The sequence below is a fragment of the Vibrio sp. 10N.261.55.A7 genome (assembly GCF_002877365.1).
GTDB lineage: Bacteria > Pseudomonadota > Gammaproteobacteria > Enterobacterales > Vibrionaceae > Vibrio.
In genome coordinates this window covers 11,978-38,791 of record NZ_MCWZ01000318.1, presented here as the reverse complement: position 1 = coordinate 38,791, position 26,814 = coordinate 11,978, and the positions used below count along the sequence as shown (strand labels likewise).

Annotated in this window: 24 protein-coding genes; 12 read left to right on the top strand and 12 right to left on the bottom strand. The window is 45.2% G+C overall.

Annotated elements, in window-relative coordinates; all coding sequences use genetic code 11:
- Nucleotides 1–294: 294 nt before the first annotated feature.
- The 3 genes from BCU12_RS20085 (at nucleotide 295) to glgB (ending at nucleotide 7,556) form a co-directional block, all read left to right on the top strand.
- On the top strand, nucleotides 295–2,748 hold the full coding sequence (locus tag BCU12_RS20085; protein WP_102406054.1) for a glycogen/starch/alpha-glucan phosphorylase: 2,454 nt from the start codon (nucleotides 295–297) through the stop codon (nucleotides 2,746–2,748).
- A gap of 105 nt (nucleotides 2,749–2,853) precedes the next feature.
- Nucleotides 2,854–5,034, top strand: coding sequence for a 4-alpha-glucanotransferase (malQ, locus tag BCU12_RS20080; protein ID WP_102406052.1), 2,181 nt, complete (start codon nucleotides 2,854–2,856; stop codon nucleotides 5,032–5,034).
- A gap of 341 nt (nucleotides 5,035–5,375) precedes the next feature.
- Nucleotides 5,376–7,556: a 1,4-alpha-glucan branching protein GlgB gene (gene glgB, locus BCU12_RS20075; RefSeq protein WP_102406051.1), complete on the top strand. Its 2,181-nt coding sequence runs from the start codon at nucleotides 5,376–5,378 to the stop codon at nucleotides 7,554–7,556.
- A 73-nt stretch (nucleotides 7,557–7,629) separates the two neighbouring features.
- Here glgB and BCU12_RS20070 read toward each other — a convergent pair whose 3' ends face one another.
- Both BCU12_RS20070 and BCU12_RS20065 read right to left on the bottom strand, forming a co-directional pair.
- Entirely contained in the window at nucleotides 7,630–8,025 is a 396-nt protein-coding gene (locus BCU12_RS20070; protein WP_102406049.1) for a VOC family protein, read from the bottom strand.
- A gap of 19 nt (nucleotides 8,026–8,044) precedes the next feature.
- Nucleotides 8,045–8,881, bottom strand: coding sequence for a helix-turn-helix domain-containing protein (locus BCU12_RS20065; protein WP_241909883.1), 837 nt, complete (start codon nucleotides 8,879–8,881; stop codon nucleotides 8,045–8,047).
- Nucleotides 8,882–9,025: 144 nt separating this feature from the next.
- Between BCU12_RS20065 and BCU12_RS20060 the strand changes: the two genes are divergently transcribed.
- Nucleotides 9,026–9,286 carry a ParD-like family protein gene (locus BCU12_RS20060; RefSeq protein ID WP_102406045.1) on the top strand — a complete coding sequence of 87 codons (261 nt, stop codon included), beginning with the start codon at nucleotides 9,026–9,028 and terminating at the stop codon, nucleotides 9,284–9,286.
- Complete coding sequence (gene map / locus BCU12_RS20055; RefSeq protein WP_102406044.1) at nucleotides 9,279–10,055, top strand: type I methionyl aminopeptidase; 777 nt, start codon at nucleotides 9,279–9,281, stop codon at nucleotides 10,053–10,055. Before BCU12_RS20060 ends, map begins: the two co-directional genes overlap by 8 nt.
- Nucleotides 10,056–10,212: 157 nt before the next feature.
- On the opposite strand, the gene BCU12_RS20050 is transcribed toward map, so the two are convergent.
- Entirely contained in the window at nucleotides 10,213–11,142 is a 930-nt protein-coding gene (locus tag BCU12_RS20050) for a LysR substrate-binding domain-containing protein (protein WP_102406042.1), read from the bottom strand.
- A 101-nt stretch (nucleotides 11,143–11,243) separates the two neighbouring features.
- Here BCU12_RS20050 and BCU12_RS20045 point away from each other — a divergent pair, with 101 nt between their 5' ends.
- Nucleotides 11,244–12,497 carry a D-amino acid dehydrogenase gene (locus BCU12_RS20045; RefSeq protein ID WP_102406040.1) on the top strand — a complete coding sequence of 418 codons (1,254 nt, stop codon included), beginning with the start codon at nucleotides 11,244–11,246 and terminating at the stop codon, nucleotides 12,495–12,497.
- Between the two features lie 231 nt (nucleotides 12,498–12,728).
- On the opposite strand, the gene BCU12_RS20040 is transcribed toward BCU12_RS20045, so the two are convergent.
- Together BCU12_RS20040 and BCU12_RS20035 are read right to left on the bottom strand one after the other, a co-directional pair.
- The gene (locus BCU12_RS20040) at nucleotides 12,729–13,205 is read right to left on the bottom strand and encodes an ATP-binding protein (protein ID WP_102406038.1); all 477 of its coding nucleotides are present in this window, start codon (nucleotides 13,203–13,205) and stop codon (nucleotides 12,729–12,731) included.
- A 66-nt stretch (nucleotides 13,206–13,271) separates the two neighbouring features.
- A complete protein-coding gene (locus BCU12_RS20035) occupies nucleotides 13,272–13,853 on the bottom strand; it encodes a pyridoxamine 5'-phosphate oxidase family protein (protein ID WP_102406037.1) in 582 nt (193 codons plus the stop codon).
- Between the two features lie 219 nt (nucleotides 13,854–14,072).
- Between BCU12_RS20035 and BCU12_RS20030 the strand changes: the two genes are divergently transcribed.
- Nucleotides 14,073–15,473, top strand: coding sequence for an MATE family efflux transporter (locus tag BCU12_RS20030; RefSeq protein ID WP_102406035.1), 1,401 nt, complete (start codon nucleotides 14,073–14,075; stop codon nucleotides 15,471–15,473).
- Between the two features lie 156 nt (nucleotides 15,474–15,629).
- Here the strand turns inward: BCU12_RS20030 and BCU12_RS20025 are convergent, their stop codons facing one another.
- From BCU12_RS20025 to BCU12_RS20005, 4 genes are all read right to left on the bottom strand, one after another.
- Entirely contained in the window at nucleotides 15,630–16,418 is a 789-nt protein-coding gene (locus BCU12_RS20025; protein ID WP_102406033.1) for a phytanoyl-CoA dioxygenase family protein, read from the bottom strand.
- A 219-nt stretch (nucleotides 16,419–16,637) separates the two neighbouring features.
- Entirely contained in the window at nucleotides 16,638–17,621 is a 984-nt protein-coding gene (locus tag BCU12_RS20020; RefSeq protein ID WP_102406031.1) for a DUF2860 domain-containing protein, read from the bottom strand.
- A 268-nt stretch (nucleotides 17,622–17,889) separates the two neighbouring features.
- Nucleotides 17,890–19,158: a HAMP domain-containing sensor histidine kinase gene (locus BCU12_RS20010; RefSeq protein ID WP_102406028.1), complete on the bottom strand. Its 1,269-nt coding sequence runs from the start codon at nucleotides 19,156–19,158 to the stop codon at nucleotides 17,890–17,892.
- Nucleotides 19,158–19,838 carry a response regulator transcription factor gene (locus BCU12_RS20005; protein ID WP_198599397.1) on the bottom strand — a complete coding sequence of 227 codons (681 nt, stop codon included), beginning with the start codon at nucleotides 19,836–19,838 and terminating at the stop codon, nucleotides 19,158–19,160. The genes BCU12_RS20010 and BCU12_RS20005 overlap by 1 nt, the downstream gene beginning before the upstream one ends.
- Nucleotides 19,839–20,013: 175 nt before the next feature.
- On the opposite strand from BCU12_RS20005, the gene BCU12_RS23350 reads away from it, so the two are divergent.
- Nucleotides 20,014–20,181 (top strand): hypothetical protein, encoded by a 168-nt coding sequence (locus BCU12_RS23350; RefSeq protein ID WP_157939891.1) that lies wholly within the window; start codon nucleotides 20,014–20,016, stop codon nucleotides 20,179–20,181.
- A 192-nt stretch (nucleotides 20,182–20,373) separates the two neighbouring features.
- Here the strand turns inward: BCU12_RS23350 and BCU12_RS20000 are convergent, their stop codons facing one another.
- Entirely contained in the window at nucleotides 20,374–21,153 is a 780-nt protein-coding gene (locus BCU12_RS20000; RefSeq protein WP_102406058.1) for a hypothetical protein, read from the bottom strand.
- Nucleotides 21,154–21,384: 231 nt separating this feature from the next.
- Here BCU12_RS20000 and BCU12_RS19995 point away from each other — a divergent pair, with 231 nt between their 5' ends.
- Together BCU12_RS19995 and BCU12_RS19990 are read left to right on the top strand one after the other, a co-directional pair.
- Nucleotides 21,385–21,774 carry a DUF4345 domain-containing protein gene (locus tag BCU12_RS19995; protein ID WP_102406024.1) on the top strand — a complete coding sequence of 130 codons (390 nt, stop codon included), beginning with the start codon at nucleotides 21,385–21,387 and terminating at the stop codon, nucleotides 21,772–21,774.
- A 10-nt stretch (nucleotides 21,775–21,784) separates the two neighbouring features.
- On the top strand, nucleotides 21,785–23,287 hold the full coding sequence (locus BCU12_RS19990; RefSeq protein ID WP_102406022.1) for an arylsulfatase: 1,503 nt from the start codon (nucleotides 21,785–21,787) through the stop codon (nucleotides 23,285–23,287).
- A gap of 58 nt (nucleotides 23,288–23,345) precedes the next feature.
- Here the strand turns inward: BCU12_RS19990 and BCU12_RS19985 are convergent, their stop codons facing one another.
- Nucleotides 23,346–23,951: a LysE family transporter gene (locus tag BCU12_RS19985; protein WP_241909882.1), complete on the bottom strand. Its 606-nt coding sequence runs from the start codon at nucleotides 23,949–23,951 to the stop codon at nucleotides 23,346–23,348.
- A gap of 119 nt (nucleotides 23,952–24,070) precedes the next feature.
- Between BCU12_RS19985 and BCU12_RS19980 the strand changes: the two genes are divergently transcribed.
- Nucleotides 24,071–24,973 (top strand): LysR family transcriptional regulator ArgP, encoded by a 903-nt coding sequence (locus BCU12_RS19980; RefSeq protein ID WP_102406020.1) that lies wholly within the window; start codon nucleotides 24,071–24,073, stop codon nucleotides 24,971–24,973.
- Nucleotides 24,974–25,011: 38 nt separating this feature from the next.
- Here the strand turns inward: BCU12_RS19980 and BCU12_RS19975 are convergent, their stop codons facing one another.
- Nucleotides 25,012–25,899 (bottom strand): AraC family transcriptional regulator, encoded by an 888-nt coding sequence (locus tag BCU12_RS19975; RefSeq protein WP_102406019.1) that lies wholly within the window; start codon nucleotides 25,897–25,899, stop codon nucleotides 25,012–25,014.
- 179 nt (nucleotides 25,900–26,078) lie between these two features.
- On the opposite strand from BCU12_RS19975, the gene BCU12_RS19970 reads away from it, so the two are divergent.
- Nucleotides 26,079–26,814 (top strand): MFS transporter (locus tag BCU12_RS19970; RefSeq protein ID WP_133153903.1); only part of this gene is annotated, 736 nt, incomplete at its 3' end.

Sequence of the window (26,814 nt, the reverse complement as noted above, 5' to 3'; positions counted from 1 at the left end):
ATATAAATAAATATATGAGAGTTGTTTCTCATTTTGTAGCATTGGTTTCCATTCGTGTAGGACATTATTAATAAATACGGAGTAGGGTAAATAATTGGGCAATGTGAGGTGAATCACGGCGGATTTGTGGCGTTCCACGATTTGTGAGAATTAGATCACCGCTCAGTTGAGTTATCACCCTCTACGCCCTTTGCTCTCCTCCTCTCCTACGCCTGAGATGGGAGGATGTTTTGAATAGCGTGTAGATGCACGATATGTCACAGATGGATTAAACCAATAAGTGAGATTTCTCTAATGAAACCTACTCAACAAAAGAATTTTAACAAAATTGCATTTCAAGAAAGCGTAAAGCAGCATCTATCTGCGACTTATGCAACCACCGTTGAAACTGCGACTCCACGTGCTTGGTACCTAGCAATGGGGCGTGCGCTTGCGGAGCTAACAACGTTTGACTTGCTTAAGACAGAACAAGATCCAAAGATAAAAAATGCGAAAAGCGTTAACTACTTATCTTTAGAATTCCTTATCGGCCGATTGACGGGTAATAACCTGATCAGCATGGGCCTATATGAAGACATTACTGAAGCGATGGAAGAGTTAGGGCATAACCTAACTGACCTTCTTGAAGAAGAGCGCGATCCTTCTCTTGGTAATGGCGGTCTAGGTCGTTTAGCGGCGTGTTTTATGGACTCATGTGCGGCGCAAGAATACCCAACAGTCGGTTACGGTCTGCACTACGAATATGGCTTGTTTAAGCAATCGTTCGAAGATGGTCGTCAACAAGAAGCGCCAGACGCATGGCGTGGCGTTGAGGGTTACCCTTGGGAAGTCGCACGTCCAGAACTGGCACAAGAAATTGGCTTTTACGGTCACGTTGAAGTGGTTAACGTGAACGGTAAAGAAGTCCGTAAATGGGTACCGGGTATGGCTGTTAAAGCAATGCCTTGGGATTTACCAATCGTTGGTTATGAAAGTGAGACTGTTTACCCATTGCGTTTATGGGAATGTCAGGCAATTGCTCCTTTCTCTCTAGAAAGCTTCAACAATGGCGATTACTTCGAAGCGCAACACGCGCTTATCGATGCAGGTAACATTACCAAAGTACTTTACCCGAACGACAACCACGAGAAAGGGAAAACTCTGCGTCTAATGCAGCAGTACTTCCACTCAGCAGCGTCTGTTCGCGACATTCTGCGTCGTCACGAAGCAGCAGGTTTCTCTCTAGAAGATCTTCCTAAGCAAGAAACGATTCAGCTTAACGATACGCACCCAACGATTGCGATTCCTGAACTAATGCGCATTCTGATTGACGAGAAAGGTCTTACTTGGGATGCCGCGTGGGAAATCAGTGCGCATACGTTCGCTTACACGAACCACACACTGCTTCCAGAAGCGCTAGAGACTTGGTCTGAATCTCTGATCAATCGTCTGCTGCCACGTCACATGGAAATCATCTTCGAAATCAACCACCGCTTTATGCAAGAAGTTCGCAAGATGTGGCCTGGTGACGGTGAGAAGCAAGCGAAGCTTTCTATCATCCAAGAGGGTTTCCACCGCATGGTTCGCATGGCCAACCTATGTGTGATCGGTTCTTACAAAGTAAACGGTGTTGCGGCGCTTCACTCTGAGCTTGTTAAGAAAGACCTGTTCCCAGAGTTCAACGAAATATTCCCAGGCAAACTGACGAATGTTACGAACGGTATTACACCACGTCGCTGGTTGAAGTTCTGTAACCCTGGCTTGTCTTCTCTGATCACCGACAAGATTGGTTCTGAGTGGCCAGCAAAACTTGAGCAACTAGAGTCTATTGCTAAGTTCGCGACCGATGCGAAATTCCAAAAAGAGTACATGGCGGTTAAGAAGCAAAACAAACAGCGTTTGGCTGATTGGGTTTCTGACAACATGGGTATCGAGCTAGATACGAACGCTATCTTTGACGTTCAAATTAAGCGTCTGCACGAGTACAAGCGTCAACATCTAGACTTGCTACACATTCTATCTCTGTACCACCGCATTCTTAACGAACCTGGTTTCGAGTGTGAGCCACGCGTGTGTTTCTTTGCAGCTAAAGCAGCGCCGGGTTACCACCTAGCGAAAGAAATCATCTTCGCGGTGAACAAGATTGCAGAGAAGATCAATAACGATGCTCGCATCGGCAACAAGCTGAAAGTGGTATTCATTCCTGACTACCGTGTCAGCATGGCTGAAATCATCATTCCTGCAGCAGACGTTTCTCAGCAAATTTCATTGGCTGGTAAAGAAGCATCAGGTACGGGCAACATGAAGATGGCTCTAAACGGCGCGCTCACTATCGGTACGATGGATGGTGCAAACGTTGAAATCCGTGAAGAAGTCGGCGATGAAAACATTTACATCTTCGGCCTAGACGTTGATGGCGTTAAGCGTGTTAAAGCATCAGGTTACAACCCATACGATTACTACAACGCAGACCCACTATTGAAATCTTCTCTGGATTTACTGCTAGGTGAAGAGTTCACGCCAGGTCAACCGGGCCTATTACGTGCAACATTCGATAGCCTACTTGATGGTGGCGACCCTTACCTATGTCTTGCTGACTTTGCGTCCTACGTGAAAGCGCATGAAGACATGGATAAGCAGTATCGCGATCAAGCGGGTTGGGCTAAGAAAGCCATCCTCAATACAGCTTTGGTTGGCAAATTCAGTTCAGACCGAAGCATTCGAGATTACGTCAATAACATTTGGAAACTAGAAGCGGTTAAACGTTAATTTAGTATCAAATAAAAGCCAAGGTGAAAGCCTTGGCTTACTCAATTTAGATATTCAATAAAGACCCTATATAAAGAAGGTGTATGTGAGCCTTCGGAGAGAGCGATGAAAGAACAAACTGCACTACAACAAGTCGCCGAGATGGCTAGACTCGCTGATAGTTATATCAGTGCTTGGGGTGATGAAGCAAAAGTCTCAGACGAGACCTTATTGAGCTTATTAGGCTCACTTGGCTACGATATTCGTAGCGATTCAGCTCTATTAAAGTCAGCAGAGAAAAAGCACAAGAAAGACGTATTGGATCCAGTATTAGTGCTTCGCGACGGTGAACCCGTTGAAGTAGCATTAAACCTAGGTGTGAGCGCACGTGAAAGTGAATTTAGCTGGCGTCTAGAAACGGAGCAGGGTGAAGTACTAGAAGGCTATCTTCAGTCGCAAATCGTGAGAGATGAGCGCAAAGAGGGTGGCCCTTTGGTGTTTACGCTTCCAAATGATCTTGAATGGGGCTACCACAAATTGATCGTGACTCGTAAGCGTCGTAAAGCGCCGTATACCATGTCATTAATCAAGACACCACAGGCCTGCTTCAAGCAATCAGCAATGAGCAGCGGTAAAAAAATGTGGGGGCCAAGCGTCCAACTGTATACGCTACGTACGTCTCACAACTGGGGTATTGGTGACTTTGGTGATTTAAAACAACTGGTTGCTGATATTGCATCTCGTGGTGGTGATTTTGTGGGTCTCAACCCAATCCACTCACTGTTTCCAGCAAACCCAGAAGGGGCAAGCCCATACAGCCCATCGTCTCGTCGTTGGCTAAATATCTTGTACATCGATGTCAGCTCTGTGCCAGAGTTTGCACTCAGTTCAACGGCTCAACAAACCGTTGGTAGCGCAGAATTCCAGCAACGCTTGCAGAAAGCGCGTGACTCTCATTGGGTCAACTACACAGAAGTAGCAGAACTGAAAAACACTGTGCTACCAATGTTGTATTCCGAATTTAAAACTCGTCACCTAGATAAAAACAGCGAACGTGCTCAAGACTTTTTAGCCTTCGTTGAGCAAGGTGGCGATAGCTTGGTTCATCAAGCTGCATTTGATGCACTTCACATTGAGCTGCATGCGAAAGATGCGAACGTTTGGGGATGGCCTGTTTTCCCTGATCAGTACCGACAGTTCGATAGCGCTGAGGTACAAAAGTACATTGAAAAGAACCAAGATAAAGTGCATTTGTACATGTACCTTCAGTGGGTAGCCGATACTCAAATTAACGAAGCACAAATGCTGGCTGAAGAAAAAGGCATGGCAGTTGGGCTTTATCGTGACCTTGCCGTTGGCGTTGCTGATTCAGGTTCTGAATCATGGGCAGACGATGGCAGCTTAGTGCTGGATGCAAGTATTGGCGCACCACCGGATGTTCTTGGTCCATTGGGTCAAAACTGGGGTTTACCGCCACTTAACCCACAAGTGCTGCAAGCGACTGGTTATGATGCATACATCAAATTGCTGCGAGCAAACATGAAGCACTGTGGATCACTGCGTATCGACCACGTACTTGGATTGCTTCGTTTATGGTGGATTCCAAAAGGTGAAGATGCCACGAAAGGGGCCTACATCTACTACCCTGTTGAAGATATGCTCGCGATTTTGGCGCTTGAATCTCATCGTCACCAGTGCAGTGTTATCGGCGAAGATCTCGGGACTGTGCCAGATGAAATTGTCGACATTCTGCGTGATGCGGGTGTGAACTCATACAAAGTCTTCTTCTTCGAAACCTCAAAAGAAGATGGCGGATTTATCTCTCCAAAACACTACGCAGAGCAATCAATGTCGGCACTGTGTACGCATGATATGCCAACGTTGAGAGGCTTTTGGCACTGCGACGATCTGAAGATGGGCCATGAGATTGGCTTGTATCCAGATGTGGAACAGTTGGAAGGGCTATACAAAGATCGTTTGACTTGCAAGCAAGGCATTTTAGATTCTGTGGCATGGCATGGTTACCTGCCTGACGGTGTGGGGCGAGACGCTTCTCAAGTTCCAATGGATTCTTACCTCAGTGAAGCGCTTCAACTGCACGTAGCCGCGGGGTCTTCATCGCTGTTGAGTGTTCAGTTAGAGGACTGGTTAGAGATGGATCAACCGGTCAACATTCCAGGTACGGTGAATGAATATCCAAACTGGCGTCGTAAACTATCGATGAATTTGGATGAAATCTTTGCTCAAGATGGCGTTGACCGCATTACTAAGCGATTAACCGAAGTACGAGCGAAAGCGGCAAAATAAGCACTGAGTAAGATAAAGGGCGTTCGAATCTGACCGAAACCAATATTGACTTGAATGTATTGGAATTCGGTCGGGCATCAACGGATGAATAGTGGGACAGTATGTGAGCTTTTTTCTGTGCTTCTACCTTTGAATCTTAACGTTTTCATAAGACCTAATACCATTGGTGTAGACAAAGTATAAACTTGGTCACTCTATATTGGACTAGAGTTCGGTAAACTGGATTTGCTAACACAAAAAACCTGCTGAATAGCGGGTTTTTTTGATTGAAAAACGGTAAGTTAGAGAAGTAGATTCAACAAATATAAAAATAGTAGAAAGTTAGGTTAGGAGAACTTAAGTTGAAACAAACAGGGCTTAAAAAGATTACACAGGTGTACACCCAACTTTCGCATGCTGCGTTTGCTGACCCATTCTCATTTATTGGTCCGTACTTACCGGCTGAACAGGGGGCACTGCGCGTTTGGATGCCAGATGCAAATGGTGTTGAACTGGTCATTGAAGGCCAAGAACGCATTCCGTTGATACGTGAGGACGATTCTGGTTTTATATTGGAACAGTCCATCGACCTTCGGTTCACCCATTATAAACTGGCCGTTGATTGGTCTGGTACTGAGCAACTCATTGATGACCCCTATCAGTATCACACTCTTTACGCAGGCTATGATGAGCTGCATACACCGAAAGAGATGCACCATCATATGGGGGCTCAGTTCGTCACTCTTGAGCGTGATGGACAATCAATTTCAGGCACTCGATTCCTTGTCTACGCACCACATGCATCGGCGTGTAGCTTAGTGGGTGATTTCAATGCTTGGGATGGTCGACGCCACCCGATGCAACGCCTTGATTACGGTATCTGGGGGTTATTTATCCCTGAACTTGAAGAAGGCGCACAATATAAATTTGAGATGAAGGGACCAAATGGAGAGGGTTTGCCTCATAAATCTGACCCTTGGGGGTTTTACAGCGAGCAACATCCTTCATTCTCGTCGGTCACGTATAACCATGATCGCTATGAGTGGCAAGACAAGCAGTGGCAAAGCCGCCCGGTGACGGAAAAACGTCGCGACGCTCTATCATTCTATGAATTGCATGCGGGTTCATGGAGAAGAAATGAGCAAGGTGAGTTCCTTAATTACCGCGAATTAGCGGAGCAGCTGATTCCTTACTTGGTTGACCTTGGCTATACACACGTAGAATTAATGCCAGTTTCAGAGCATCCATTCTATGGCTCTTGGGGCTATCAACCGATAGGCCTGTTTGCGCCAACAAGTCGTTTTGGCAGCCCTGATGACTTCAAATACTTTGTTGATCAATGTCACCAAGCAGGCTTGGGTGTCGTACTTGATTGGGTGCCTGCGCACTTCCCGTCTGACGATCATGGCTTAGCGAACTTTGATGGCACGCCACTTTTTCACGACCCAGATCCGCGCCGTGGATGGCACCAAGATTGGAGTTCTTTCATCTACGATCTAGGGCGTGAACACGTTCGCCGTTTCCTAGTGTCGAATGCTCTGTATTGGTTTGAACAGTTCCATATTGATGGCATTCGCGTCGATGCGGTTGCGTCAATGCTTTACCTTGATTATTCACGTAGCCATGATCAATGGGTGCCGAATGTTGATGGGGGGAATGAAAACTACGATGCCATTGCAACGCTGAAATGGATGAATGAAGAAGTGTACAAACACTTCCCGAATGCCATGACCATTGCTGAAGAGTCGACGGCATTCCCAGGCGTCTCGGCACCGACGTTTATGGGTGGCTTAGGTTTTGGGTTTAAGTGGAACATGGGTTGGATGCATGACAGCTTGTCGTACATTCAAGAAGATCCAATTAACCGAAAATACCACCACAATACCATCACGTTCCCGCTTATTTACGCACATACTGAGAATTATGTGTTGTCGCTATCACATGATGAAGTGGTGTACGGAAAGGGTTCAATTCACGACAAAATGCCGGGTGATGAGTGGCAAAAAACCGCTAACTTACGTGCCTATTTAGGTTACATGTATGGTCAGCCGGGTAAAAAGCTCAACTTCATGGGGGCTGAAATCGGCCAGACTGCGGAATGGAATCATGATGATCAATTACAGTGGTTCCTATTAGAGTTTGACCGTCATAAAGGTGTACAAAACCTGACTCGCGACCTTAACCATCTGTATCGCAATGAGTTAGCGCTGCATCAGCTTGATAGTGATCCTGCTGGGTTTGAATGGCGCTTACAAGATGCGGAAGACGTGAGCGTGCTTGCTCATGAGCGTTTGAGTGACAATGGCGAACGCGTTCTGGTGATCAGCAACTTTACTCCCGTTCCACAAAATGAGTTCACCTTAGGTGTGCCAGTGGCGGGTGAATATGAGTTGTTATTGAATACTGATAATGCCCACTACAATGGCAGCGATTATCATGTGTTCGATACTGCGGCAACACAAATGGTGGAAAGTGAAGGGTTACCACAATCACTTTCATTACGTATACCGCCGCTTGCGACCGTATTCTATAAGCTGAAATAACCGCATAAGTCGGCTACAACACTAAACAGGGTATGTGCTTACATACCCTGTTTTTTTTATTGTCTCGACTGAATTATTCCGTGTCTGCTTTGTGTTGAACGATGTCGATATTAATACCGGCAGGGTCTTCAACCATAAAATGAACTTGTCCCCATTCTTCTTCCTTCAGTGGCATTGAAAACGTCATGTTGAAGCTTTGTGCTTGTTCATAGGCGGCAACCGCGTTGGGTACTTCCAAGCTAATGACGTAGCCTTGTGGATCAAATAGACGGTGAAGGAATTCAGGTTGGCTTGGATGATCAGGAACTAAAAAGCCAAGTTGAACCCCTGTGTCCATTGACACCAAATGAAGGTAAAAATCTTCTTGATAGTAAACGGACTGAAAACCAAAAAATGTCTCATAGAAGGTTTTTATCTTCTCTAAATCTGCCGCTACCATGACTGGGAACATCGCGCTAAATTCAATCATACTTATCTCCTTATTATGTTTATGCGTTGTCAGGGAGAATAATGGAAGATTGGGGAGAGGGATTCTTGTACAAAACGGACATCTTCAAAAATAGATTCGGTGGGCTCCCAGTAAGCTGTTTAAACTCTCGTGAGAAATGGGATTGATCAAAATACCAGTCGGCCCACGCTCTATTGTCTTTCCTCGTTTGCCACGCCCTCAGAGTGCTCTGGAAGCGGACGACCTTGCAAAATGCTTTAGGGCTCACACCAAGATATTGCTGCGTTAATCTCCTCAACTGACGATCGGTTATACCCAACATATTGGGCGATAACTCATTCAATGGTAATGCATTATCACTGTGATGGCAGTAGCGGACGAATTTAAGGATTCTCGGGTCAACGACTGGTCGCTTTATGGCGCTGACGATGGTTTTCGCTAAACGAAGGCTTTTTTGTTCGAACGACTCGCTAAACGAGAGAGAGTGCTGAATTTGCTCAATCAATTGCGCTGGAAATAGATCTTTTATTTCAGTTTGGTCACCCTCTGATGCCCACTCACTAATGGGTTCAGATAACAACGCATGTTGGCCCAGTAAGCGAAATCGAACACCGAAGTATCGTGCCGGGCCTGTCAAAGGGTAAATGATTGGAGAGGTGAAAGGGGAAACCAAAACGGCTTCGTTCAATTGATCGAGATTAATGATTAAATCGACACAGTTATCAGGAACACTCCGATAATAGAAATCCCCAACTGGAACAGAAAGTTGCCAGAAATAATGGACCCAATGACTGACAGGTGCAGGCGGTGTCCAGGTTTGATATAAATCGTGCCCGTGTACTCGGCCTTGAAACGGTGTGAATTCAGGATCTAACATTTGATCAAGTATAAGTAGGTAAGCGGCTATTGACTAGCGTGATGTTATTTTGAGGTTGCATAGGGGCTGTCAGTGGATCCTTTTCTTGACTCAATAATTGAAATAAATACAATACATATATGTTTCGTATATAAAGCGTATTTTATGGGTATCGTCAAAATCTCTGATGAATTGCACGAAGAAATAAGGAAAGCAAGTTCTGTCTTGTCTCGCTCCATCAATTCCCAAGCGGAATTTTGGGTAAAAATGGGAATGCTGGCTGAATTGCATCCTGAGCTTTCTTTTAATCAAATCAAAGCCAATTTGATGCAGTCGGTGAATGTGTCTGCTGAAAACCTAGCGTCCCCTGAGAATCAAGCGTCTACTGAAAACCAAATGTCTTCGGAAGGGCACAACAATGATTAACCCGGTGATAATCAAAACAGAAGCAGAAATAGAACTAATGCGTCAGTCAGGCCAGCTGCTCGCGCAAGTTTTTGAGATGTTGGATTCATACGTGAAGCCTGGTATTTCAACGATGGACATCAACAATAGAGTAGAACACTTTATTGTTGATGAGCTCAATGCTCGCCCTGCAAGCAAGGGGCAATATGATTATGAGTTTGTTTTGAATTCTTCGATTAATGACGTGATTTGCCATGGCATTCCAAAAACCACGGAAGTGCTTAAAGACGGTGACATTGTTAATTTAGACATTACGCTTGAGAAAAATGGGTTCATTGCAGATTCGAGCAAAATGTATGTGATGCCAGCGGCGTCGCCACTCGCGCAACGGTTAGTGGATACCACCTATGAAGCGATGTGGAGAGGGATCAAACAAGTCAAACCTGGTGCAACTCTTGGCGATGTGGGTCATGCGATTCAACGCTACGCTGAGGCGAAAGGCTACAGCATTGTAAGAGAATATTGTGGGCACGGCATTGGGCGTGAAATGCATGAGGAACCACAGGTTTTGCATTATGGTTTGCCAGGTAAAGGCCTTAGATTAAAAGAAGGCATGACGTTCACCATTGAACCAATGGTGAACCAAGGCACTGCGAAAGCAAAAACCAAGAAAGATGGATGGACGGTGGTGACGAGAGATAAGAAATTATCAGCGCAATCTGAACATACCATTTTAGTCACTCATTCTGGTTACGAAGTACTTACTTTACGGTCAGAAGAGAAACGTTAAAACACTTGTGCTCTCTTGATTTCAGAGGATTGAGTCGTGCCATCATCACAGTGCAATCCGCTAAGTCGCTTTTTGGATAAGCCACTATTCAGATAAACCGCGATGCAGATAAGTCATTAAGCCGATAAGCTATTCTCACCACTCTCTTCACTAGGCGTCACCAATCGGTCGGTGATGTTGTCGTTTGAACTTGCTCGCGTACCCAATTGGCAAAACTTCGACTGGCTATAGAATTCGTATGGGTATGCAGGAAATAGCCAGCTTGCGCACTAATGGCAGCCAGTGGTGCAACTAATCGACCGCTGATCAGTTCATCTTGTATCAATGCTTTGCGCGCTAACGCAATGCCAACTCCAGCTTCAGCCGCAGACATGGCCATATCTGTTCTATTAAAAAAGTGTCCCTTATCGGCCAAGAGATTAGCCTGGTTTGATTTAGCCCAGTATTGCCACTCTTGCTGCCTGATTGCGCCAGCCCATGGTTGCGCATCATGCAGTAACGTAATGGCCGACCAATCGTGAACATTGGCCTCTTCTTCGGCTAACCAAGGGTGCATAGTCAAGTACTGAGGGCTCATAACGGGTATCAGTTTTTCCTCCAACAGTAGCTCTGCGTTTGGTTCACTATAAGGCATCGGCCCATAATCAATGGCTAGGTCAAAGTCTTGAGAGGAGCGATCAACCAGTGCGCCTTCAGCGTAAGTTTGAACCTGAATATCAGGGTGTAATCGATGGAAATCTTCAAGTCTTGGAACGAGCCATTTAAACGCAAACGACGGCGTGAGTTTTAGTCGGACTTCCGATGCATCGGCCGAGCTGCTTTGTAAATTCGCAATGGTGGTATCAATGTCTTGAAAGCTTGATGAAGCAACGCGGTGGAGTAGGTGTCCCGCTTCGGTGAGCGTGACACCTCGAGAGTGTCTATCGACCAGTTTAATACCCATATTACTTTCGAGCTGCAGCAGTTGTTGGCTGATTGCGCCAGTGGTTAAACACTTTGCTTTGGCCGCCCCTGTTAGACTCCCTCGCTTGCCGACTTCCACAAATGTCATGAGTGCCGATGCCATGTTGCTTTTCAAATGTTTCATTGCTTGCCTTTAGAATAGCTATACGCAGTTGTTAATTCTTATCGATTGTTGCTGATTTGTAAAACGATCAATATAGCCCTCTCAGAAAAGGGGGGGGTGTTATGAAAGTAATGGTGTTAGGTGGTGGTGTCATTGGGGTAACCAGTGCGTGGTATTTGTCTCAACAAGGCCATGAGGTCACGGTTGTTGATAGACAATCAGAGTGTGGTAAAGAAACCAGTTTCGCCAATGCAGGGCAAATCTCTTATGGGTACTCCTCACCCTGGGCCGCGCCTGGAATTCCTCTGAAAGCGATTAAGTGGTTAATGCAAGAGCATGCACCGTTAAAGGTAAAGCCACAACTGTCACCTGCCATGATGTCTTGGGCCGCAAAAATGCTGAGTAACTGCCGAACCTCGCACTACAAAACAAACAAATCAAGAATGCTTAGATTAGCCAATCATAGCCAAGCATGCCTTTCTGAATTAAGAGACGTGACGGGGATTCACTATCAAGGCCGACAACTGGGTACGTTACAAGTGTTTAGAAACCCTAAACAGTTAATGGCGATAGAGAAAGACATGGCGTTACTTAAAAAGAGCAATACACCGTTCTCTTTGTTGGACACCGAAGGCTGTTTAGAGAAAGAACCCGCGCTGAAACGCGTAAAAGAGAAAATCGTTGGAGGCTTACATCTGCCGGGTGATGAAACAGGCGACTGCTTTTTGTTTTGCCAGCAATTGACCAATGTGGCCAAGCAAGCGGGTGTCGAGTTCATGTTCGACACAGACATTGACTCGTTAACGGCCGATCAGCAGTCCATAACGTCTGTGGAAACGAGCAAAGGTTCATTGCATGCGGATCATTATGTAGTGGCATGTGGGAGTTATTCCGCCAAGTTGCTGGCTCCATTGGGCATTGCATTACCGACCTATCCGGTTAAAGGCTATTCATTGACCTTGCCGATTAAGCAAGCTCAATATGCGCCTCAGTCAACGGTGATGGACGAAACTTACAAGGTTGCTGTGACGCGTTTTGAGGATCGAATTCGAGTGGCAGGGACGGCAGAGCTAAGCGATTTTGACCTTTCGATTCCTGATAAGCGAACATCGACCATTAATCGTGTGGTGAATGATCTCTTCCCTGATGTGGGTGACTTTGATCAAGCTGAGTATTGGACAGGGCTAAGGCCCATGACGCCCGATGGCACACCAGTGATTGGAGAAACAGCGATAAACAATCTATTTACCAATACTGGACACGGCACATTAGGTTGGACAATGGCGTGTGGTTCAGGGCAGTTAATCGCCGATATTGTGAGTAAAAAAACGCCAAAGATCGTGCATCAAGATCTGAATATCAGCCGTTATTCTTAGGTATTTTGCTTGATTGTTACAAGAGCTGGCATGCCACAATCGCTGCTAATAGACCCACGCCGAGCCCAGTGATGACATCTCGCCAGTGGTGCTTTAAGGCTTTGACTCGTCCCAACCCAGCGAGAGATGCTAGGCCGTAAGAAATCAAACCAATGAGCCAACTGTGCCACACACTGTTTTAGTCAGTGTGCTGCGCAGTCAGGTTATAACAAGTTGCAAGGCACTGCCTAGTTACTCCGGTGTTACTTTTGTGATGTTTTCATTCGCAGTTGGTACTTCAAACCAGCTCCAGAAAAGCGATAACATCTCTGGCGTCATTTCATAGGCGTGCTCGCCTCTGTGTTCATTTCTTGCGATTGCACGTTGCTGACAAACATCAAACTCAACATCGAGATAGATAAGTTCGCACTCAATATCTTGCGCCTGCGCCCATTGTTTTAACTCTGAGCGATCTTGCTCCTTCCACAGTCCGAAATCAAAAATGACGGATACACCTAAATTCAGCATTTGCAGTGCTGATTCCTTAAACAGGGATTTTAGGGTGTTGAGCCTTGCGTCAAAGATCTCGCGTTCCATGTGCTCGCCATATAAGGGGATCATCCACTCGTCGATGCTAAATCGAAACGCAGAATACTGTTGTGCAAGATGTTTGGCGTAAGTGGTTTTACCCGAACCAATAAAACCGCAGAGGCAATAAATTTTAGACATATTTTCCCAATTTGAAATAAAGCAGTGGCACGAAACTGAATACTAATGTCGAGCGTGACGAGTTGTTTAATTTTCTTCTATATCAGCATCAACGGGCATTCCGGCGCGCTTAATAATCTCTGTGTCAAACCCGTCGATGCTATGTTGATTTTTCTTGCGCCAATAGGCCTCGATGTCGCTCTTTTCGCGATTGTCAGTCCATCGACTGAGATCGTGACGATCATCTTGGTAGTCAAAGTAAGGGACAGACATACCACAAGAAGATTGAACCATATCGATGTCTAGAATAAATATCTGCCGAGTCCCTTGGCTTTTAGGGAATAAATCGCAGTATTGGCCCCATTCGGTATCGGATTGGTGAAGCATGCGAGCTTGACCATAAGTACGCAAAATCATCGGTGCGCCATCAAAGGCACAAAACATGATGGTCATCCTGGTGTCTTTCAATATATGGGCTGCTGATTCATTTCCGCTGCCTGTTAGATTTTGCCAAGCGATGGTATTGGCATCGAGGACTCTCAATGAATCACCACCTTTAGGAGAAAGGTTCACTGTGCCTGTCGATGCGGCAGTGGCGACAAAGTAGATTTTCTGTAGGCCAATGAATTCAATATGTTTGTCGGTTAAGGCGCCAAATTGTTTGCCCATGAAACTCTCCTTGTCGATGGAATCTAGATGCTCAAGTTTAATCCATTTAAAAACAACAGATTTTGCAATGAAGGGTAAATAATGTACAAAATAGCACGCTTTGTGATTGAATAACGCGAGCATTTTCTATAATCTTGCGCGGCCTGACTAGGCACACCCTATTAATACCAACTCGCTATCCTGCCTCCATTCTGGTATTCATATTGGTGTTCAGAAAACATGAACAACAAACACACTTCTTTATTTCGTTTAATTACTGAATCGAAAGCACTTTTACACCTTTCTATTCCTATTATTGTGACTCAACTTGCTACCCAAGCGATGGGGTTTGTCGACACGACAATGGCAGGGCAAGTCAGTCCTTCTGATCTTGCTGCCATCGCGCTAGGAACGAGTTTATGGGTTCCGGCCAATTTGCTGTTGCGCGGTGTCTTAATGGCACTCACACCAGTGACAGCGTATCACCGTGGATCTGGGCAAAAAGATAAAATCTCACAAGAGCTGTTTCAAATGGCATGGATTGCCTTAATTGGTAGCTTGCTGTTGATTGTTTACCTCAACTTTGGTGGCACGATTCTATCTTTTGTGAATGCGCCTGAAGAGGTCATCCCGATCGCCAGTAACTACCTAATCGCTCTTGCGTTTGGTGTTCCTGGTATTGCTCTTTTTTATACCTTAAATAGTTTCTGTGAAGGGATGAACAACACCAAAGCGCCAATGTTTTTCTCGTTACTTGGCCTGCTCATTAACATCCCGCTGAACTACGTGCTTATTTACGGCAAACTAGGTCTTCCTGCCCTTGGCGCAGTCGGCAGTGGTTGGGCGACCAGCATCGTTTACTGGACGATGTCAATTTTTCTGTTCACCTATGTGAAACGCCATCACAGCTATAAAAACATCATTGATTTTGGCCGCTTTAAACCGCATCTTGAGCCGATGAAAAAACTGACCAAGCTAGGTTTGCCTATCGGCATTAGCATCGCAGTCTGTGGCAGTATCTTTTCGGTGATTGCGCTTCTGATTGGCCGTTTGGGTACTGAGAACATTGCGTCAGCGCAAATCGCTCTTAATATTTCGAGCATGACCTACGTGATTCCAATGAGCTTATCGTTTGGTATTACCGTGCGTGTAGGGCATGCTCTGGGGCAAAACGAAGAGTTGCTGGCTCAATTTCGCTCAAAGGTGGGGATCGCTATCGCAGCGATGATGGCCTTAGTGCCAACGTCTATTTTCATTCTCTTTCCTGAGTGGATAACGCGCCTGTACACCACCGATCCCGTGATCAGTGCCACGGCGTCTTCATTACTACTGTTTACGGCGGTTTATCAGGTCAGTGATGCGTTGCAAACTTCAGCCAATGGGGCACTAAGAGCCTACAAAGATACGAAAGTGCCAATGTATCTAGCTTGTGGCGCGTATTGGGGGATTGCCCTTCCTGTTGGCATCACCTTTGGTATGACTGACTATATCGTTCCAGCTATGGGTGAGTCAGGGTTCTGGGTTGGCATCATTACGGGGTTAACCACGGCAGCATCGATGATGCTGATAAGGCTGGTTCAAGTCATTAAGCGAAACAAGCAACAAGCGGAACCTGAAGCATTAGTGACAGCTTCAAGCTAATGTTCTGCATAATGATTTAAGCCATTAATCCATTAATCCATTTAAGTATTTAACATTGCGAATAAGGTATCGAGTTTTTAACTGTATCCTCATTAATGGATAGCGTTGGAACTCGGTACCTTTTGTTTTTTAGAGGCTGCATACATCGTCGGTTCTTTAAGAAAGAGCCATCGATTTTAGATGCAGTGTGTTCATGAACAACCTGGGGTCGGCAATATTGTTCAGCATCGATTGAGTGGGCAAACAATCGTCATCGACGTAGTCGACATAATCCGACGCCGAATCAAAAATCAAAATATCCAAGGCCAAACGATCCAAACCGTAACGCCCTCTGTGGATCATATCGGCCGAAAACACCAATAGGTCGCCCGCAGACAGCGCTATCTGCTTCCCACCAGTTAGGTCGTCACTGCTCACTTTGCCATTCACTTCTTGGCGAACATTGTACTCTTCTTCATTGTCCCAACGCTTGTGGGTCCCGGGTATGATCTCCATGCCGGGCTCATCAAACAAAGGCACGCGAAGATGTAGAACTTGCGTTTCCATGATTACTTTCATCTGGTCTTGAACGTCATAGTCATATTGACAGTCACGGTGCCAGAAGTCTTTGAGTTGAGGATTCACGGGATTGAAGAACAATTGCGTATTCATGAATGCCGGTTTTTCCGGTATGACCGCATCCACGACTTCCATTACTTCTTTTGAGCTGATGAAGTTAAAAAGTGCGGTTCTGTCGTGGGTAGGTAAGTATTCGCTTCCCGTAATCAAAGATGAGTTAAAGGCTTCTTCTCGATAGAATTCTTCATTGTCTGCTTTCCATAACTCATGGAATTTCAATATTACTTTTCTTAGTGATGAGATTTGAGTTTCATCGAAATAGTTTCTAAGGACAAAGTAACCATGTTCGTCGTATTGGCTACTTAAATGTTGACTGTTTTCTAGCACTGGTTGCCTTCAATCTCTTTGCTACTGACTAATCTCTACGTTCATTGACGCATGATGCCAGACAGTTGAGATTCAACCAAGCCTCTAATGAAAGGGAAACCAAGGAAAGTCGTAATAAGAATCGAATGATAGCACCGTGAACATCCTTGATATCACAGGTATGTGAACTTGGCCTGATCGGTAATCAGGCCAAGCCACAAGTATTTAGAACACAAGCTCTTAGAACTTATAGTTAACACCCGCAGAGTATAGGTATTCAGATTCATTGTAGAAATCAATGTTAGATGCACTGTTGCCGTAGCCTGCAAAGGAAATGAACGCCACGTCTTCCCAGCCCATCAGGTCATTGTATTCGTAGGCAGCAAACAGGCTTAATTCGTTGTCGCTGCGAGTTTCACTGAATATCGGGTTTACACCATCATAGTTGCGTGTCTCATAGCCAGCGGTAAGCGCAAATTGGTGACGACCGAGTACCTTGAAGTACGTAATGTCGGTGCCATAGGCGCTGTAGGCCATGGCTTCACCATCAGAAGAGCGGACCTTGTAGCTTAACGATGGCACAATTCCCGACGTTTGATTCAACATGTAACTGTACTCGCCTTTAACAACGACGATGTCACCATCACGCTGAAGCTTTTGTTGGCCTGCTGCGTTTCTTCCGGATCCTGATGTTTCATTTTTGACATCAATGGTGGCGTACGCCATGTCTAATGTGAAGTTACTGCCCGCGATAGATTCCAGTTTCAGTCGATACGCATTCCCTGTTTCATCGGTAACCTCTCTCGACGCGTTCAGTGCGTAGGGATCGCTCCAAGTCTCTCCTGATACCACAGTTGGAAGAAAAGAGACATCAACCACCGTGCCTGATTGAAGCTCTTGCTTATAACCAATTTCAAACGCGAAATCACCCACGGCTATGTCTTCACGAGCCGTACCAATGTATACCTGTTTGTCTAGTTGCTGTCCGAAGGTGTAGTTGATTTGCCCTAAAGGAATGACCAGCATTTCACCATTCGATTGCCCCTCGGAATTGAGATCAGATATTGCGTCTTTATCGTCGGTGTTGAAGTTAGATGATTTAGACATGTAGCCAGTATTAAGAGAGATCTCTCCGGCAAATCCGGATTCAGGTGCTAGCTCGGCAACCGTCGAGGCGCTTAAAAAAAAAGTTAAAATTGAAAGTGAAAGGGTGGTTTTTTTCATGACAAGAATCTCTAATTAGGTAGAGAGTGAACTTTAAACGGGGGGATGTCGAAAAAATGTCTATGGAGAAATAGTGCTGAGTGACATAAGTGGAGAGAAATCTGAGAAACAGTGGCCTAACTATGACTGGAATGACAGTGACCAGAGTTTTTCCCGGTCACTATGTATTTATGGAGACTCCCGCCACTGTTAGCTTCGGTGCCTTTTGCGTTATGAATGCCAAGGCATTAGAGATCGCAGAAACAGCGAACAGTGGAAGAATCGTGGTTTAAATATTGGATTCCTTTAATGCAATGGCAATACACCCTGTTGGGTTGGCATGACTTCTCAATTCGAAAGACCAACCATACACGCGGCATAAACGCCTAACGATCAAAAGACCTAAGCCATGCTCGGTTTCATTTTTGTCGGAAAGCCCAGTGCCTGTGTCTTGAACGGATATCCTATTGCTTGAAATATGAATGCGAATGGACCCATGAGATGTAAATCGGATCGCATTGTTCACCAAGTTTTTTAACACCATTTTCAGTACCGATGGCGGGAAGTTCATTGAAGTGCCTGACTCAATCATTAATTCAACATCAACACCGTGAGCCGCTTTTTTCCCCAGTTCTTGCACAGGTATGTCTTGCTCGGTTATCGGCCACAATTCATCGTTAGACGTGACATTTTCTTGTTTGACAATATTGAGTAAAACTTCGACGGTGGATTGCATGTTATCCACCGCATCCACAATTCTTCGGCGTTGCTTAGCTTGAAAAGAGGGGTCTTCTTCTTTCATCGCTTGCAGGTTGGCTGCGCCGGAAATGATAGCGATAGGGGTTTTCAGCTCGTGGCTCGCATATTTAGCAAACATCAGCTCTTGTTTCACGACTCGCTCTTTCATCTGCGCATAACTGTTCAGGCGATTGGCCAGCTGTTTGATTTCGCTGATGGTGTTGTCTGAAACGGTAAACTCCGATTTATTCCCATCGCTTAACTGTTGCGTTAATTCAACAACGGGAGACATCAGTTCATCGAACATTCGTTTAGTCGACACACTTAAAATCCCCACTAGAAATAGCATCAGCAACGTCGAAATCCCGATTAATATATCCCAGTTGCCATCGCCAAAGTCGATTGCTCGAACATCTATCGCTAAATAAAGTGGTGTGTCCTTTCCGTTAAACAAAAGCCTAGCGTGATACACCATAAAGCCTTTTTCAGAATAAGAGCGAACCCGAGTGACTTCGTTTATTGCGTATGGCATTTCCAATTGCATTTTTTCAGGGAGTAATGACGCGTCATAGTACGCGGTTACATTTGGACTGATAGGAATCACATTTCGTTGGTCACGTTGATACTGATCTACCGCAATCTCTCGGAAAGACTGTAAGTGCCGCGCAATTTGGTTGTCTTCTTCTTTGACCAATTTTAACGAGAAGGCTAAGAACACAACGAAAGAGGTTGAAATCGCGATGATGGCAAACCGGCGAACCAGTCTTTTTTTTACGTTCTCAATGTTGTTTTCTACGGTTTTTGTTCTCTTAAAAAACATCATTTCTCCAGACGATAACCAAACTTAGGGACGGTTTTCAACATGGCCTTTTCAAAAGGTTTGTCGAGTACATTGCGCAGTAAGTAAATATGACTTCGTAGAACGTCTTTATCTGGAATATCATCGCCCCATAGCTGGTAAATGATAGTGTCTCGAGAAACCACTTCACCTTGTGCTTTTACCAATGAGAGCAAAATTTGATACATAACGGGGGTTGTGGTGAGTTGATGCCCATCTCTTTTGACCAATTTGGTTTTTTCATTAATGACTAAGCCACCAAAAGACGAGACTGCTGTGGCGACTTGCCCGCGAAAGCGTTTTATCAAGGCGGCCAAACGCACTTCTAATTCGGGAAACTGGAATGGCTTACTGACAAAGTCGTCGACGCCATTGTCGAAACCACTCACGAGATCGTCCTGACCATTTAGCGCTGTCAGCATTAAGATTGGCGTTGTACATCCGCCACTCCTCAGTTCTTTGGCCACTTGCATGCCGTCTTTTTTTGGCATCATGACATCAAGAATGATCGCATCAAACTCATTTTCCAAGGCCAGCTTTAGCCCAAGTTCACCGTTATCCGCGAAATCCGTTTTAACGCCTTTGACTTCGAAAAAGTCGGCCAAAATGCCTTGTAACTCTTCGTTGTCTTCTACAACTAAAATGCGGCTATTTTCAAGCATGGCATCGTACTCTATGTTGTCATTCACCTATGTGCATCATATCGTGTGGATGTCGAATTTATGTGAAGTTTTAATGGTTTTCACTCATTCATCACGGCGAACGAAATTCAATTCCACAAAAACTCGACATTCAAGGCTTGGTGCCGTGCTCATCACTTTCGTTGGGAGCACCACGATGAATCGACATTTAATAACTTGCCTTGTTAGTGCAGTGGTAATTTCACCCTCTAGCTATGCCGTTGAGCTTATCGGCAAGACCGCCAGTAAAAACCCAGTTAACCTTGTCTCGGAAATAAGCGGTGTTGTTGATGTTGTTATGGCTAGTTCAAGTGGTGAAACGTAACCCAAATTTGGCGCGGCAAGACAAACAGGTTCTAGTGATAGTTGCATCCTAATAAATCTGGTTTGGTCAGGTTTTTAAAGTCGTGTGCTGTTCGAAGTATGACTTTACCCTTTTACGACGAAAACCATTGGCCGCAGCTTACCTCGACTCATGGTTTTCGCTTAGTGGTTAGGTTATTGCCAGTTTTAGGGTTTAAAAATGAGCAGCCCAGCCAATGAGAAAGCCTTGTGACGCGGTGTTGTAAGCAAAATTGTCACCATTTTCATAATCTACCCATGTTGATTTATACGCGAGATTTAAATCAGACCATGTGTTGATCTTATATAGGACACCCGTAAGAATCGCGCTGGTAAAATCGGTATCTTTGCCTACACCAGCATCAAGGCTTGCGTGAAATAACCAGTTCTCACTAAGAGAGTTTATCCAACGCACCCCAACTAAGTAATCTACCCAATCTTCATCAAGGCTCTTACTGGCATCAATAAAGTCACCGCTTGTGTAGAGATTTGCGTCAATGTCATTATCCCACCAACGAAAACCGAACATATAGTCTATCGAGCCGAATTCGTATTGATAACGTTTGAACCCTTTGGCTTCTAGAACGCCTTGTCGAATTTCTGCTTTTCCTTTTAATAGGGCGAGGTCGCTGTTTCGTATTGCATCCGTTTGCCCACTGAGCTTCATGAAGCTGTAGTCTACGTAATAACCCCATTGGTTATTATAAATCCCTTCAAAGCGTAACATCGCACCAATATCAATGTGATCCATGATGAATTTTGGATCGACATCAACATTAGTGGACAGAGATCCAATGGTACTGTCGCCCCGAATATTAAGTGCCAATGCGTAAATTTCTACACTGTGCTTCCAGCTAGGTTGATGAGTGTTTACCTCCTCTGCCTGTGTGGATTGGCTAAAACAAGCAAACACGAGTATGCAGGAAGAAAGGAGTTTATTGATGAATTGGGTCATTTTATCGTCCATGTCATGTGAGTAAGTGGTTCATTCCTTTATATAAACCATAGTGCATATTTCATGATAGTAGAGTAAGAAATCCAATAACAAGGGGGAGCGATAAGGTCACTTTAGTGCTTATTGAGTTAACTGTTTGTATAAATAGTAATTTCTAATCATTCATTGCTTGTAGGTTAGGGATTATGTTCTACGCTTTTATTTACTGTATGAGTAAACAAGGTGCTATGAATGAAAGTACAAAGTGTGTTTTTACTACTTGCTTCAGTTGGGCTGGTACCTATTGCATTGTCTTATGGTTTAGTGCCGGTTACGTCGCTGAATTTTCTATTTAATATTGATGCGCAGCCGATCAATGTAAGCCATATATTTCGTGCGGTGATGGGTTTGTACTTAGCGCTTGTCTGTTTTTGGGTTTTGGGTGCTTTGCGTGAAAAGTACCAGTTGCCCGCATTGTATAGCTTAACGATTTTCATGTTTGGCTTGGCATTTGGTCGAATGTTGAGCTTATTGGTCGATGGGATGCCTCATTGGCTATTAGTCGTATATTTACTGTTGGAACTTGGTTTTGGAGTGGTTGGTTTCAAACTGATTAAACAATTGGAACAATTGGAACAATAAGGAAGTTGCTATGAAAAGGATAGGGCGCTATTCGTCATTACTATGTTTGCTATTTCTGTCAACATTGGCTCAAGCCGCGCAAGATAAGCCGAATATTTTCGTTATCTTCACCGATGATGTTGGTATTTCTAACTTGAGTGCTTACCACAATGGTGTGATGAGCAGTCAGACACCGAATATTGATAGCATTGCTGAAAAGGGCATGCTACTTACAGATTACTACGCTCAGCCATCTTGTACGGCGGGGCGTTCTGCATTTTTAACAGGGCAGCTACCTGTTCGAACTGGTATGCACACGGTTGGGTTACCAGGTGGGCCTATTGGTTTAAGTGTTGATACACCAACCCTTCCTGAAATTCTTAAAACGATGGGTTATGTGACTGGGCAGTTTGGTAAGAACCATTTGGGTGATAGAGATGAGTTTCTCCCAACAATGCACGGTTTTGATGAATATTGGGGGTGGTTGTATCACTTGAATGCGATGGAATATATCGAAGACCCTGACTGGCCAGAAGATGGATCTTTGGATGCCTTTGCGCCGCGTAATGTCATTTATGCGAGATCAGATAATAAAGGCGGGCAAAGCATTGAAGATGATGGTGTGCTTAATATAGAGCGTATGCGAACACTGGATGATGAAGTTAACAAACACGCCATTGACTTTATTGAAAGGGCTGTTGCTGCGGATAAACCGTTCTTCACCTGGTATTGCCCATCAAGGGGACACGTATGGACGCACCTTTCTCCAGAATACGAAGCAATGCTTGGGCAAAATGGCTGGGGGCTTCAAGAAGTGGTCATGAAAGATCTTGATGATCACGTTGGTGAAATGCTCGAAAAAATAGAAGAGTTAGGCATTGCCGATAACACCATCATTGTCTTTACTGCCGACAATGGCCCTGAAATTATGACGTGGCCAGATGGAGGCATGACTCCATTTCATGGTGAAAAAGGGACAACTTGGGAAGGTGGTGTAAGAGCTCCAGCACTTGTTAGTTGGCCGGGTAAAATTCCAGCGGGTAGCGTTGGGAATGGCATTTTTGATGGTATGGATTGGCTGCCAACGCTGATTGCGGCCGCAGGAGGCCCAACAGATCTAAAAGAGAAGATGTTGAAAGGCCATGATGGCTTTAAAGCGCATCTTGATGGCTACAATCAAGTGGATATGTTGACTGAAAAAGGCGAGTCAAATCGCAATGAAATCTATTATTACGAACGAGATAAGTTACAAGCGGTTCGAGTAGGAGATTGGAAAGCTCACTTCATCGTACAAAATCATGGTTGGGGCGGTGCAAAAGAAGAGCTAAATGCGCCGCTACTCTTTAATTTACGTCGCGATCCTTATGAGAGAGCGGCAGAAGAGTCAGGCATGTATGTGAAGTGGATGGGGCAGAAAATGTGGGCGTTTGGCCCTGCTCAAGCTGCAGTACAGAAGCACTTGGCGACGTTTAAAGAATGGCCGCCTGTGACGCCAGACACCCCGGTTGAAAACGTAGGGGGCGTAGGAAACTAAGCCTAAGCTTAAGAGACTGAAATAGAAAGCTCGTGATTTTCACGAGCTTTTTGTTTTTTTAGTGTAGAAGCTGCCAGGCAATGAAGAGCATCATCACGCCAATCACCAAGTCGATAACCTGTTGAACCTTTGGCTGGTTAAGAATAGGTGCCATTTTTGCTGCAATAGTTGAAAGACTGAAAAACCAAAAGAAAGAGGCGGCCACAATCCCGAGTGCAAAGGGCAGTCGGTCTGGTTGCGCATAGCTGGCCCCAATTGAGCCAAGCACCACAAAGGTGTCTAAATAGACGTGAGGGTTCAGTAAAGTAACGGCGAGGGTCGCACTGATCACCACCTTGCGAGACATAAAGGCTTTGTTGGTGGTCATGGTGTCAGCTTGAGCTTGCCAAGCGCGGTACAAAGAGGTTACGCCATAGAAGGTTAGAAACAGAACGCCCGCGTAGGTGATGATCGATAACGCTAAAGGCGAAGCCGACAACAGTTTGCTGCCGCCAAATATCCCACCGAAGACTAAAAACGCGTCGCAGCTGGCGCAGATCATCGCGACGATCAAATGGTGCTGTTTTTTTATCCCCTGATTCAAGACAAACGCATTTTGCGCGCCAATTGGAATGATCATCGCTGCGCCAATACCAAAACCTTGTAACCATACCCAAGCACTCATTTGCTATCTCCCGTAAGTAAGTGATGTGTGCAGACTAGGTGAAAATACTGAATAAGTAATGCTAATTAAATTAATGAGTGATAAGTTAAGCTAATAAGTAAAGAGTGAAAGAGGCATCAATGGCATTGGATTATAAAGCGATCGCAGCGCTGGATGCGGTCATTGCGACGGGCAGTTTTGAACTGGCCGCGCAAAAACTTTTTATTACTCAGTCTGCAATTTCCCAACGAATCAAGCAGTTAGAGCAACTCATGGCTCAGCCTATGCTGATTCGCTCCAACCCGCCAAGCCCAACCGCCGCGGGGCAGCGACTACTGGGTTTGTATAAGCAGGTTAAATTGCTTGAGCAAGAGTGGTGGCCTGATGAAAGCCGAGAGGTGACGGAATTGTCGCTTGCCACCAATCACGATAGCCTAGCGTTATGGTTACTGCCTGCGCTCAAGTCAGTATTAAGCAAGCATGAAGTCTCTCTTAATATTGTGCTAGGCGATGAGAAAAACACGCTGGATAAGCTTAGAAGCGGTGAAGTGCTCGGGGCGATCAGTGCCGATGAAAAGCCGATCACTGGCTGCAGCAGTGATTACCTGGGACAGCTGAATTATCGCTGCATCGCAAGCCCCAACTTCGCTGCTCGATACTTCTCCAATGGGGTGAATCGCGAAGCGCTGATGAAAGCCCCTGCGGTTATTTTCGATCAATATGATGAGATGCATCATCGCTTTTTAGAGAGTCATTTTGATTTGAAAGAAGGTCAGTGGCGTTTCCATACGCTGCGTTCCCCTGAGGCGTTCATCACCATGGCGGAACTGGACATTGGCTATGGAATGATCCCCGATCTTATGGTTGAAGACCGATTAGAGACCGGAAAACTAGTCGATCTCATGCCTGGCCATGGTTTTGCGCGCGATCTTTACTGGCATCGCTGGGCGTTAGAGCAAGGAATACTAGCTGAAGTCACCGAAGAAGTCAGAGCCAAAACCGCTGAGTTCCCGCAGTATTCAAAACCCAACGGTGTGTACTAGGCGTCATTAAAACCGTAATTACGACTATAACGAAAACTTTAGTTAAAACGGCGTCGAAACTCAGTCGGCGTCATTGATTTCAATTGCCTAAATTGGCGGTTGAAATTGGATATGTTCTTGAACCCCGTCTTTTCTGCCACAAGCGCAATGGGAAATTCGCTACTGGCGAGAAGTTCGCAGGCCTTGCCAATTCGATACTGTTTTAAATGCTCAGAAAAGCTCACCCCATAATGCTTTTCAAACATGCGGTAAGCAGAGCTTTCACTCATGTGCAGCTTATTACAGAGATCGGAAATTTTAATCGCATCACCGTAGTAATTTTCGATGTAGCGAGTGGCCTTCTCTATGCGTTGGTTAAGTTCACTGTCTTCAGATGGGGGCCTAACGTGATAGGCCGTAGCGGATAGCTTTTTAATCTCAGGATCGTCCGACAGCACCACCAGCAGTTCAATCATTTTGATCGCCTGATAATGACGGTCGAGATGATTCATTTCGGATAATAACGTTGACACCTTTTCTGCGGTTTCTTGACTGAACGAAAGCCCAAATGCGGCGTTTTCCAACAAGCTTTTGAGATGGCGAGCTTCAGGCATTAACGCTTGCAAGCGCTCGACCCATTGATGGGTAAACCAGACAATGCGAGTGTGGTGGGCGTAGTTAGTGGGTTTGACACTTCGACCCGCCACCATGTGAGGCAAGCCTGGCCCGTAGAGCAACAGCGTATTGTGATTGATATCGCCAATCTCATCGCCAGCAAAGTAGTTGCCCTGAAATGCCTTGTCAGGATCAAGGTAGAGAACCAGTTCATATTCTGCATGGTAGTGCCATGAACACGTGAACTCATTGTTCTTCATTCGGCAATGGCAGTCTTTTACCATCCAATCGAAATTGGGTGCGTTTTGAACGTGTTCTTTTAGCGGTTTCATTGATGGTTCCAAGCCTTGAAATCTAATATTAAGTTAATGTTCTGCGCAATATCTGTCAAAGAAATTAAAAACATTGCATGAATAGTATTAGAGGTGGCTCGAATTGCATCATTCCAAGGCGATGTGTTTGCGTAGACTAGCGGTCTCAACGAATGCTTATCGGTTTAATGGAGCGCCTAATGGCCAAAAATAATAAGACCTTCCTATTCATCTTTGTGGCTTTTATCACAGGGCTGTGTGGTTCATTTTTCTACCCACTTTCAAGCTTGTTCTTAGTTGAAGAATTGAATGCATCGCCGATGATGCTAAGCCTTTATATGACTTTGTCGGTCGGCAGCTCTGTGGTTGTGTCGCATTTTATCGCAAAGCGTTCCGATACCAATTGGAGCCGGAAAACCATCCTCATGGTTTCAATGACGGGCTACTTGGTGATGGTCGCGAGCTTTATTGTGATTCGAGATTATTGGTTAGCCATCACCGTGGCTATTGTCTTTGGTAGCGTAAGTGGTGCCTCGTTTGGTCAGCTCTTTGCGCTTGGGCGAGAGTATGGCGATAAGTATGTTGAAAACAGCACCAAATTTTTGTCCACCATGAGAGCGGGTCTCGCAATTGCCTGGGTCTTTGGCCCTCCTGCAGCATTTATGCTTAAGGCGCAGTTCGGCTATAGCGCATCCTTTGCCACATCTGCATTAACCGTGGCTTTGGGTATCCTAGTGGTCGCCAAATTCATTCCCGATGATGTGGTCAGTCAGGAGGAAAAAGAAGAAGCGATTGAGAATAAAAAACCAGTGGGCGGTTTAGTCGTGCTTTACTGTTTCGCGATGGTGTGTGTGTTCTCAGCCAATAGTTTGTACGTGACGAGCATCCCTTTGTATCTCTCTCAAGAACTGAAAGTGGACGTGAGCTGGCTAGGGT

What these genes read in the sequence shown, in the direction of transcription:
- BCU12_RS20085 (WP_102406054.1), top strand. Translation starts at nt 295, where the DNA reads ATGAAACCTACTCAACAAAAGAATTTTAACAAAATTGCATTTCAAGAA.
- malQ (WP_102406052.1), top strand. Translation starts at nt 2,854, where the DNA reads ATGAAAGAACAAACTGCACTACAACAAGTCGCCGAGATGGCTAGACTC.
- BCU12_RS20070 (WP_102406049.1), bottom strand. Translation starts at nt 8,025, where the DNA reads ATGATTGAATTTAGCGCGATGTTCCCAGTCATGGTAGCGGCAGATTTA.
- BCU12_RS20065 (WP_241909883.1), bottom strand. Translation starts at nt 8,881, where the DNA reads ATGTTAGATCCTGAATTCACACCGTTTCAAGGCCGAGTACACGGGCAC.
- BCU12_RS20060 (WP_102406045.1), top strand. Translation starts at nt 9,026, where the DNA reads ATGGGTATCGTCAAAATCTCTGATGAATTGCACGAAGAAATAAGGAAA.
- map (WP_102406044.1), top strand. Translation starts at nt 9,279, where the DNA reads ATGATTAACCCGGTGATAATCAAAACAGAAGCAGAAATAGAACTAATG.
- BCU12_RS20050 (WP_102406042.1), bottom strand. Translation starts at nt 11,142, where the DNA reads ATGAAACATTTGAAAAGCAACATGGCATCGGCACTCATGACATTTGTG.
- BCU12_RS20045 (WP_102406040.1), top strand. Translation starts at nt 11,244, where the DNA reads ATGAAAGTAATGGTGTTAGGTGGTGGTGTCATTGGGGTAACCAGTGCG.
- BCU12_RS20040 (WP_102406038.1), bottom strand. Translation starts at nt 13,205, where the DNA reads ATGTCTAAAATTTATTGCCTCTGCGGTTTTATTGGTTCGGGTAAAACC.
- BCU12_RS20035 (WP_102406037.1), bottom strand. Translation starts at nt 13,853, where the DNA reads ATGGGCAAACAATTTGGCGCCTTAACCGACAAACATATTGAATTCATT.
- BCU12_RS20030 (WP_102406035.1), top strand. Translation starts at nt 14,073, where the DNA reads ATGAACAACAAACACACTTCTTTATTTCGTTTAATTACTGAATCGAAA.
- BCU12_RS20020 (WP_102406031.1), bottom strand. Translation starts at nt 17,621, where the DNA reads ATGAAAAAAACCACCCTTTCACTTTCAATTTTAACTTTTTTTTTAAGC.
- BCU12_RS20010 (WP_102406028.1), bottom strand. Translation starts at nt 19,158, where the DNA reads ATGTTTTTTAAGAGAACAAAAACCGTAGAAAACAACATTGAGAACGTA.
- BCU12_RS20005 (WP_198599397.1), bottom strand. Translation starts at nt 19,838, where the DNA reads ATGCTTGAAAATAGCCGCATTTTAGTTGTAGAAGACAACGAAGAGTTA.
- BCU12_RS23350 (WP_157939891.1), top strand. Translation starts at nt 20,014, where the DNA reads ATGAATCGACATTTAATAACTTGCCTTGTTAGTGCAGTGGTAATTTCA.
- BCU12_RS20000 (WP_102406058.1), bottom strand. Translation starts at nt 21,153, where the DNA reads ATGACCCAATTCATCAATAAACTCCTTTCTTCCTGCATACTCGTGTTT.
- BCU12_RS19995 (WP_102406024.1), top strand. Translation starts at nt 21,385, where the DNA reads ATGAAAGTACAAAGTGTGTTTTTACTACTTGCTTCAGTTGGGCTGGTA.
- BCU12_RS19990 (WP_102406022.1), top strand. Translation starts at nt 21,785, where the DNA reads ATGAAAAGGATAGGGCGCTATTCGTCATTACTATGTTTGCTATTTCTG.
- BCU12_RS19985 (WP_241909882.1), bottom strand. Translation starts at nt 23,951, where the DNA reads ATGAGTGCTTGGGTATGGTTACAAGGTTTTGGTATTGGCGCAGCGATG.
- BCU12_RS19980 (WP_102406020.1), top strand. Translation starts at nt 24,071, where the DNA reads ATGGCATTGGATTATAAAGCGATCGCAGCGCTGGATGCGGTCATTGCG.
- BCU12_RS19975 (WP_102406019.1), bottom strand. Translation starts at nt 25,899, where the DNA reads ATGAAACCGCTAAAAGAACACGTTCAAAACGCACCCAATTTCGATTGG.